Below are 9,729 nucleotides of genomic sequence, written 5' to 3'. Positions count from 1 at the left end.
CGCCCTCGAGGCGGCCGATTCATTTGGGCGATACGTCGCTGGCCCTGGCGGCCGGTTGCATCGCATACTCGCGCTTATCAACACACGGTCGGCCTAGGCGGCTGAAGGTGTGTGGCTTTTTTTCGAGGGGTTCTTATGTTTTACGTGCAACGTGATGCGCAGGGCGCGTTGAGTCGCGTAGAGGCCGCCGCCTTTGCCGAATCCACCGAAACGCTGCCGCCCGATCACCATGAGATCCAGGCCTGGTACGCCAACGAAGTGGTAGAAACCAGCCTGGCCCAGCTCAAACAGAGTGACCTGGAGATGATCCGGGTACTGGACGACTTGATCCAGGTGCTCACCCGCAAGGGCGTCATCAGCGTAACTGACCTGCCGCCCGCAGCCCAGGCCAAGTTGATGGACCGTAACCAGGCGCGGGAAGCGTTGGGTGGGTTGAGCCAGTTGATCAATGATGATGAAAAAGGGCTTATCTGAGCCCTGAAGCCGAACCGGATCGAAATGTGGGAGGGGGCTTGCTCCCGATAGCGGCGTATCAGTCACCCAAATATCGACTGATTGACTGCTATCGGGAGCAAGCCCCCTCCCACATTGGATCTGCGTTATTTCCAGGGTGCGGGCTCGCCGAATAACTGCCCCTGCACTCCGAATATCCCCATCTCGCGAATCACCCTCAGCTCACCTTCGGTCTCCACACGTTCGGCAATCAACGGCAGATCGATGCTGTGGGCCGCGCGCTGGATGGCTTCGATAAACAGGCGCTTGTCGCTTTCCTGGTCGATGTCGCGGATGTAGCTGCCGTCGATTTTCAAGTAGGCCAGGCCCAGGCGGGCCAGGTTGCCGATCATGCTGAATCGCCCACCGAAACGCTGAAGGCTCAGGGAAAAGCCCAACTCGCGCAGGCGCTGGGTCATCTGTTCCAACACAAGCTGTTCCGGCAGTTGCTCTTCACCGATCTCCAGGGTGAGGCGCGAGCCCAGGTTGCTGTGCTGGCGCAGCAGGTCATAAATGCGTTGCAGTGCCTGAGGATCCTGCAAGGTTGCGGCTGAGAGGTTCAGCGCCAGGTTGTGGCTGTGGCCGGTCATCTGTTTGAGCACCTGCTCCAGCATCATGCGGTCCAGGCGGGCTGACCAGCCGAAACGCTCAAGCCACGGCAGGAAACGCCCGGCGGGTAGGGTATGGCCGTCAAAGTCCTGCAAGCGCGACAGCACTTTGTAGTGCAAGACCAATTGCGGGTCCTGGCTGGCCACCACCGGCTGGAAGTACAACTCGAAACGCTGTTGGGTCAGCGCCTGGTCCAACAGTGTGTGCCAGGCATGGTGATCGTCACCGACGCTGGCGGCGGCACTGTGGTCGAGGCACGCCCAGGTGCTGTCACCCTGCCCTTCGGCTTGAGCCAAAGCTTGGTCGGCGAGGGTCAGCAGCGCCTGCGGCGCATCGCCATGGTTGAACGGTGCCAGGCCGATGTAGGCCACGGGCGTAACATCGCTGGCGCCGGTGGCCTGCAGGCTGAGCAACGTGCTTTCAAGGTTCTGCGCCAATTGCAGCGCTTCTTCACGCGTGAGCCCAGGCGCCAGCACGGCGAATTCGCCGCCTCGGATACGGGTCACGAGGTTATGGGTTTCCGGGTACGGCTCGCACTGGCGCAGCAGTTGTTCGCCGACCGCTTGCAGCAGCTGGTCGGTACGCTGGCCGCCCAGGCGCTGGTTCAGGCCGGCCAGGTCCTTGACGCGCAACACCAGCAAGTAGCCGGAGTTGGTTTCTTCGGGGTTGCTGACGCGGGCGTTGAGCTGCATCTCGAAATAGCGGCGGTTGGCCAGGCCGGTGAGGTTGTCCTGATAGGATTCAGTGCGCAACTTTTCGCTGCGCTCGGCCTGCTCCTGGAACAGCGCCTTGAGCTTTTCCACCATTTGGTTCATGGCCTGCACCACCCGGCGCAACTCCGGCGTGCGCGGCAGGTCAGGCAGGCTGAGGAATTCCCGACGGGCGATCGCGTGGGACTGCTTGACCATATAGTCCAACGGCTTTAATTGCCGGCGCAGCAACAGCCCGCCGAGCACCACGCTGACCGCACCGCACAGCAGCAACCAGCCAAGGCTGCCCAGGGCGCTCTGCCAGAGTTTGGCCAGGGCGAACATCGGATGGCTGACCACCTCGACTCGCGCCGCCTGCTCCCAACCACGGCTCACCAGCGCATCACCACCGGCCGGCTCCAGGCCGATCAATTTTACAAACCAAGGGGGCACGCCATTGTTGTCGGGTATGCCGCTGCGCTCGACGATGGTTTGGTCCGTGGCCAGGTCCACCACACGGATGCTGGCGTAGTAACCGCTGTCGAAGATCGAGCTGACCAGCAACTCGACCATGGCCGGGTCATCGATATTGGGGGTCAGCGACAGCGCCAGTGCCGTCGCGGCATCCTGCGCATGGGAGCGCAATTGGTTGACGTACTGCGTGCGCGAACTTTCCAGGCTGACCATGAAGCTGCCGCTGAAGGCGACCACCAGGAACAGACAGATTGCGATCAACAGCTGTTTGAACAAAGACATCCGATCAGTTACTCCTAGTTGGCAGGCTCGGCTGGGAAGCCTTCCGCACGCATTTTTCTCAACACATCCTGCCAGCGCGACAAGCGTTTGGTATCGCCGACTTTCTTGTTGCCCTTGGCGCCAGGCAGATACAGCCCCTCGGCGTTGAATGAATACACCGGGATCAAATCGGTACGGCGGGTTGCCGGCAGAATGTCGTCCATCAGGCTGTCGAGCACCAACGGGATCGCGTCGGGGGTCGAATAGTAGGTCAGGACCATGTGCGCACGATTCTGACGCAAGGCCTTGACGTAGGTAATGCGCAATTTATCGCTGGACACGCCCAGATGACGCAAACTGAAATACTTGGCGATGGCGTAGTCTTCACAGTCACCGGCGCCCTTCCAGAGTGCTTCGATGGGTGTCTCCCAATAGTCGACCGCACGCCAGAGATCGATGTCTTCCACGTAGGTCATTTGTTTGTTGAAGAACACGTTGACGACCTTGAGCTGGTCTTGCTCGCTGACCTGTTTTTCGGTGCTCAGCAGCCGCTGCCACGCGTCAATACGTTGCTGGCCCTCGCCCAACGGCCCGTACAAGGCGCTGGCCTTGCGGCTGATCTGCGAGAAATCCCAATCGGCATGCAGCCCGCCGAGCATCAGGCCGGCCAATAAGATCGCTGATAAGAGCCAGCAAAAAACTCGATAGGGAATAAAACTTACCGCCAAGGCGTTCAGTCCATGAAAAGAGACGGAATTTCAAGGGATGGTGAAGCTTCGTCTCACAAAAAACAATGGCACAGTGCGATCATTCATCGGTGGAGCGAGTTTATAACCGCCTCCTGTGGGACGTACAAAATACACGCTGTGGGCCCTTACAAACGGAAACTCTGGCTGTTTGACAAGTACCTGGCCCATCTCTAGTGTTCATTGGATCCAATAAACACACTCTATTATTCAAAAGGAGGGTAGCGTAACCGTGACGCAGAAGCCGAACCCTTTAAGCAGTATCAAGGTCAGCGGACCTATTCCTGCTCATCTTGCCCGCGCCGTTATTGAAGAAACGTTGCGTAACGCCATTCTCGATGGCCGATTGCCCTGTGGCACTGCTATGCGCCAGCAAGAACTCGCCAGCCTGTTCGGCGTCAGCCGTATGCCGGTGCGCGAAGCTTTGCGCCAGCTGGAGGCACAATCCCTGCTGCATGTGGTGACCCACAAAGGCGCTGTGGTTGCGCCCTTGATCGAGGACAATTCGGCTGAGACCTATGCCCTGCGCATGCTATTGGAGTCCGAAGCCTTGCGCTTGTCGATCCCATTGCTCACTGAATCGGACATCGCCGAGGCAGAGGCCTGTATCACTGCGCTGGAATGCGAGAAAGACTACAGCGAGATCGGTCGCCTCAATCGCCTGTTTCACATGATCCTGTATGGCAAGGCGCCTAACCATCGCCTGCTCAAATTGGTGGAGCATGGGCTGAATGAAGAGGAGCGGTTTCTGCGCTTCAACCTCGAGGCGATGGGACTGGGCGAGACGTCACAGGAGGATCACCGCGAACTGCTCAACCTGGTGGTGCAGAAGAAAATCGACGAAAGCATCCTGACACTGCGTAATCACTTGATGCGAGGCATGGAGGTCATCAATAGATACCTCAATAGCCTCGAAACTGCGAATAGAACAGCCGCGTTATAAGGGGCTCCTACCGTTTTTGAGCCTGTGCATCGCGGGGTACCGTTCCTTATCAGGAAGCGTCCCGCGTTGATACAACGTGAACAAACCGGCAAGCCTTATTCAAATCGGCGTCATATAAGGAAATCTCTCACACTTCAAACAAGTATTTCTTCGGGAAGTTTTTGTTCGCAAAACTATTTAATACATTCACAAGCTCATCCAAACGTTTAATCAGCTTATTATCAGCGACCCACCCAAAAACCTCGCAATTGCCGTCCGCGTATTGAGCCAGCGTTCCTCGCGTGGGCGCGCCTTAACGCTAATCTTCCAACTAACAACTACAAAATCCATCACTGCAACTAGAGCAGTCGCAACAACTTCATAGGCGTCAACCATGCATCATCATTTGCTTGAAAAAAAGAAACTTCAACTGTGCAGTCATCCGTTATTTGCAGAAATAACTTCTCTTAGCAAATTACAACACTTTATGGAAAGCCATGTATTTGCGGTTTGGGACTTCATGACCCTGACCAAACGCCTGCAGCAGGATCTTACTTGCACCCAAATACCCTGGCTCCCGCCGGCCAATCCGCAGGCCGCACGCCTGATCAATGAAATCGTGCTGGGCGAGGAGTCGGACGAACATCCGACGCGGGGCCATTGCAGTCACTTTGAGCTGTACCTGGAGGCCATGGCGGAGGTGGGCGCCAATACCCGTGTCATCGCACGTTTCATTGACCTGCAACACCAGGGTGTAGAGGTCAGCGCAGCGCTGCGAATGATCGGTGCGCCCCCCGGTGTGCCGCGCTTTGTCGACAGCACATGGCAGATCGCACTCAGCGCCCCCACCCACTGCGTCGCGGCGGCCTTCCTGCATGGTCGTGAAGGCGTCATTGCATCGATGTTCGAGCGCCTTCTGTGCAGCAGCCCCTTGATTGCTCGTCAGGCACCCATCTTGTGTCACTACCTCAACCGTCATATCGAGTTGGATAGCCAGGAGCACGGCCCGGCGGCGGAGCAGGTGCTCCAGCATTTGATCGGCGCAGACCCGACTCGCCAGCGACAAGCCGATAGCGCTGCCTTCGGTGCCCTGGAAAGCCGCATGACCTTCTGGGACGATGTACACGCCTCAATGCATGAGGTAAACCCATGAGCGCCACCGGCTATCACTCCTTTGCCGAAGACTGGGAGCGGCGCGCAACCATCCGCACACGCCCGCGCCGCATGTTGGAAAACGACGGCAAACTGATCTATCCCCTGAGCCGCCAACCCCTTGTACTGAGTGCGACCTTTCTCGAGCGCTGCTCGCAATGCCGCGACTTTGTGCTGACGCAAAGCTTTTATCGATTCATCCATGACATCGTGGTTTTCGAAACCGAGATCGTCGATAAGCTTGCCCGCCGTATTGCCAAGAATCGCTTCTCGCTGCCCCTCCCCCTCGCCTGCCGCTACGATGCAATGACCGTCGTGGTGGATGAGGATTACCACGCATTGGTGGCACTGGACTTCCTGCAGCAAGCCGTGGCGTTGACCGGTATCGAGCCCCTGGACCTGCCGGGGCAGATCGAACTGAGCCGCGCCTTGCCGGCCGCGCAGGCGCAGGCACCGGAGCACCTGCACGATGCCGTCGAGTTGATTGTCGTGGCCATCGCCGAAAACACCGTCACCCATGATGTGGCGGCCTTTTCCAAGGACGACAGTATCAAGTCGTCCGTACGCGGCTTGATGGCCGATCACCTATTCGATGAAGGGCGCCACGCACAGTTCTGGACACAGTTAATGCGTATCTACTGGCAGTCGGCAAGCGCGCAAGACCGCGACAGCATTGCCGGCGTGCTCCCGACCTTTCTGGCCCATTACCTGACCAACGACATACAGAAAGGCTTCGACCTGCAGTTGATCGAACACCTGGATGTCAGTACCGATATTCGTTTGGCGCTGCAGGATGAAATCGTTGCGTTGGATTTTCCTATCACCCGCCAACACCCGTTGATGGGCAACATCATGAGCTTCCTGCACCACAGCGGCGTGCTGCACACCCCAAGCGTGGCACGCGCACTGGACGACTACCTGCCCGCGGCGGGGAGGCTGGCATGAGGCGCTTGACGATTGAATGGGGCGGTGCCAGTGAAGCACTGGGGGCCCTCAAGCAGGTTCTGGAACAATACGGGCATATCGCGGGGGCGGGGTCGGTCGACCTGGTGATTGAGGACGGCAGCCAGTCACCGTCAGCCTTATCCACCGATGCGCCATGGATGAGCCTGCGCCTGGGCATCGGCCCCGTGTCCGAAACTGGGTTACCCGCACTTCAGTTTCGCTGCTATGACCGTGATCGGCGCCTGTTGGCCGTGCACGAAGTCGCCGAGGAGCCCAGCGGCAACGGCCAGCGCCTGCGTCGTCGTGCGGCGCACGCTCTGGTGGAGTGGGTAGGGTCATTGGTCAGCGGATTCTCGAGAGACCCTGGTTATTTCTGTGCAACGGCCAACCCGGGCACCTTGCCCGAACAGGGCTTGCGAGGACTGGAGTCACTGGCGTTCATGCATCGATTCAACCGTACAGCCGATCCGGCACTGCTGCGGGCGGCACAGGCGCCCATGATCGAACGGTTGCAGGCCAGCCTGAATGCCTTCGCCGATCGTACAGCGCTGAATATTGCGGGGCGCAGGGTGACTTATCGCCAGCTTCAGGAAAAAGCCGTGGCGATTCAGCAACACCTGCTGCCCCTGTTGGAGGGCATTGAAACACCGGTGGTGGGTGTGTGCCTGGAGAAATCTACCGAGCTTTACGCAAGCATTCTGGCGGTGCTGGGCTGTGGCGCGGTGTATTTGCCGCTGTCTCCGGACCATCCGGTAAAACGCCAGCACAGCATGCTGACAAGCGCAGGTGCAGGCGTATTACTGGAAAATGGCCTGCACCCGTTGCGGGATAAGTACGTTTCACTTGATGTCAGTACGCTCACCCCACACAGCATCGACTCCACACAGCCGCTGATGCGCCATCGTCCCCACGCCGATGCGCCGTGCATGGCGCTTTTCACCTCTGGCACCACGGGGCAACCCAAGGGTGTGCTGCTCAGCCAACATAATCTGGCGCATTTCACGGCCTGGCTCGGTACCTGTGTGGCGCTGGACGATAAGAGTCGCGTTCTGCAATTTTCGCCGCTGAGCTTTGACTCATCACTGATCGATATTTTTCCCGCCTTGATCGCGGGCGCAGCGTTGATTGTCCCCAGCGCAGAACAACGTCACGATCCCCGACAATTGGTCGAGCTGATTCGCCTGCAACGCGTCACTCATGCTTTCTTGCCACCGGCACTGCTCGGCATCTTGCCGCTGGAACAGCCGCTGGGCCTCGCACACCTGCTCACCGGCGGCGACTTTTGCGAACCCTACGTGATCGAGCGAATGGCCGGCCAATGCCAGTTTCACAACCTCTATGGCCCCACCGAAGCCACGGTATTGGCAACCCATCGAACGTTTCGGCTCGGTGATAGCAATCGCAATATCGGCCTGCCCATCGCCAACAGCCAGGTCTTGATCCTGGACGAGCACCTGCAACCGGTGGACGAGCAGGTGATGGGCGATCTGTACCTCGCAGGACCGGGCGTGAGCCTGGGCTATATGAACGGACCACCGCAGGCCGACTCCCCGTTCATCAAGCTGACGTTGCCCGACGGGCAATGGCTGCAGGCGTACCGCAGCGGCGACCTGGCGAAATGGACGCAAGACGGTATCGAGTTGGGCGGCCGGCGGGATGACCAGGTCAAGATCCGCGGTTTTCGGGTCGAACCTCAGGAGATCGAGCACTGCCTGCGCAGCAGTCGGTTGTTTCGCCAAGTGGCAGTGGTGATTGATCAGACGCATAGAATCATCGGCTTTGCGGCCCAGCCCGAACCCGGCGCCACGCTGGCCAGCCTGAAGGAGCACGCACGGCAGTGGCTGCCTGAGCATATGCAACCTGTCGCCTGGAGCGAGCTGCCGAGCCTGCCCGCTTCGAGCAACGGCAAGATCGATCGCAAGGCGTTGCGGGAGACGCCGATTACCCGCGCCCAGGAGATGACGCGTTGCAGCACGCTCACGCCAGTCCAGGCGCAGTTGGTAGACCTGTGGGGGGAGTTGTTAGGGTTGCCTGCCGGTGACGTGTCGATCGACGACAGCTTTTTCAACCTGGGCGGCCATTCGATCCTGCTGTCCACCTTGTTGCTGCGCCTGCGCGAGCAGTTTGGCCGCAGCCTCTCCTTGAGCCAATTTTTTGAAGCGCCGACGATTCGTACGCTGGCCTTGCAGATGGAGGGCGCAGCGCTGCCGAATACATCGTTCAGCCAGATGGAAAAAGATGCGTCCCGAGCCTTGGCGCTTGAGGTGCTGCCCGAGGCCCGCGCCGGGGATCCACGCAAGGCGATTGTCACAGGGGCGAACAGCTTTGTCGGCGTGCACATCGTCCAGGCCTTGCTGGCGGGTGGGGCGCAGGAGGTAGCGTGCCTGGTCCGGACGCTCCCAGGCCAGTCGGCGGCGGACCGATTCTCTCAGGCGTTGCGCGAATACCGCCTGGAACAGCTGGACCTGAGCCGAGTGCAGGTATATGCCGCCGACCTGCGCCAACCCCGCCTGGGTCTGTCTGCAGAGGCGTACGACCACCTCGCCCGCAATCATGGTGTGCTGGTGCACAATGCGGCGCAGGTCAACCATGTGATGGACTACATAGCACTGGCCAACGACAACGTCGAACCGATGTTTGAATGCCTGCGCCTTTGCGAGACCCACTGTAAGAAAGTTTTCAATTTCATTTCAACGCTGTCGGCCTGCAGTCGCCTCGACACTGATGGGTATGTGCTCGAAGCACCCGCAAGCCGCGCGTTGCCACTCTATGTAAAAAACGGCTACAACCTCTCGAAGTGGGTGGCCGAGCGGTTGTTGGGGCGTGCAGTCGAGCAAGGGGCATGGGTGAATATTCATCGGCCCGGGAATATCAGTTTCAACAGCCGCAACGGTGTCTGCCAACCCCATAAAAATCGGTTGATGTTGATGCTCAAGGGGTCACTGCAGTTGGGCAGGGTTCCTCGAATGGAGGGCAATTTCGACCTGATGCCGGTGGACTTCCTGGCGCGCTTCATCGCGTTTCACAGCGCGCGTTTTGTGCCTGGGCGAAACGTCTTCAACCTGCACAATCCTCAGCCTTTGAGCTGGGACCAGTACCTTGATGCATTCAGCCAGGCCGGACACACCTTCGAACGGATAAGCCTTCAACATTGGCAAAGGGCGTTGCGCACAGTGCGCCACGACAATGCGTTGTTCGGCGTACTGGGCTTTTACCTTGATGGGTTGGGTGAAGACATCGGCGACACGTCGATGATCCATTACAGCAACGCGCAGTGGGGCCTGGAACAAATGGGCACACAGTATCCGCCAAAGAGCCCCGCACTGTTACGCAAGGGCTGTGACTACCTCAGGGCCATCGGCTTTCTCTGAGCGGTTTTGGGCCCGCATTGAAGTTGCTCGGCAGTATCGGAGCGAGGCCTCGCTCCGATACAGCGAGG

At 59.0% G+C, this 9,729-nt stretch carries 7 protein-coding genes; 5 read left to right on the top strand and 2 right to left on the bottom strand.

Translation table 11 applies throughout. The annotated features are described in order from the left end of the window. Positions 1-135 precede the first annotated feature (135 nt). Complete coding sequence (locus C4J84_RS00645) at positions 136-474, top strand: tryptophan synthase subunit beta (protein WP_124369115.1); 339 nt, start codon at positions 136-138, stop codon at positions 472-474. 125 nt (positions 475-599) lie between these two features. Here the strand turns inward: C4J84_RS00645 and lapD are convergent, their stop codons facing one another. Together lapD and lapG are read right to left on the bottom strand one after the other, a co-directional pair. Then, entirely contained in the window at positions 600-2,546 is a 1,947-nt protein-coding gene (lapD, locus tag C4J84_RS00640; RefSeq protein WP_124369114.1) for a cyclic di-GMP receptor LapD, read from the bottom strand. Between the two features lie 14 nt (positions 2,547-2,560). Further along, positions 2,561-3,253, bottom strand: a complete 693-nt coding sequence (gene lapG / locus C4J84_RS00635; RefSeq protein ID WP_124360679.1) for a cysteine protease LapG — start codon at positions 3,251-3,253, stop codon at positions 2,561-2,563. Between the two features lie 250 nt (positions 3,254-3,503). Here lapG and C4J84_RS00630 point away from each other — a divergent pair, with 250 nt between their 5' ends. The 4 genes from C4J84_RS00630 (at position 3,504) to C4J84_RS00615 (ending at position 9,661) form a co-directional block, all read left to right on the top strand. Beyond that, positions 3,504-4,214, top strand: coding sequence for a GntR family transcriptional regulator (locus tag C4J84_RS00630; RefSeq protein ID WP_124369113.1), 711 nt, complete (start codon positions 3,504-3,506; stop codon positions 4,212-4,214). A 373-nt stretch (positions 4,215-4,587) separates the two neighbouring features. Then, the gene (locus C4J84_RS00625; protein WP_124369112.1) at positions 4,588-5,346 is read left to right on the top strand and encodes a DUF3050 domain-containing protein; all 759 of its coding nucleotides are present in this window, start codon (positions 4,588-4,590) and stop codon (positions 5,344-5,346) included. Then, positions 5,343-6,290 (top strand): diiron oxygenase, encoded by a 948-nt coding sequence (locus C4J84_RS00620; RefSeq protein WP_124369111.1) that lies wholly within the window; start codon positions 5,343-5,345, stop codon positions 6,288-6,290. The genes C4J84_RS00625 and C4J84_RS00620 overlap by 4 nt, the downstream gene beginning before the upstream one ends. After that, positions 6,287-9,661: an amino acid adenylation domain-containing protein gene (locus C4J84_RS00615; protein ID WP_124369110.1), complete on the top strand. Its 3,375-nt coding sequence runs from the start codon at positions 6,287-6,289 to the stop codon at positions 9,659-9,661. Before C4J84_RS00620 ends, C4J84_RS00615 begins: the two co-directional genes overlap by 4 nt. Positions 9,662-9,729: the final 68 nt, after the last annotated feature.

The sequence above is a fragment of the Pseudomonas sp. R11-23-07 genome (genome assembly GCF_003852295.1).
In the GTDB taxonomy this organism is placed as follows: domain Bacteria; phylum Pseudomonadota; class Gammaproteobacteria; order Pseudomonadales; family Pseudomonadaceae; genus Aquipseudomonas.
Note: the sequence above shows the minus strand (reverse complement) of the source record. Positions and strands in the feature narration are given on the sequence as shown.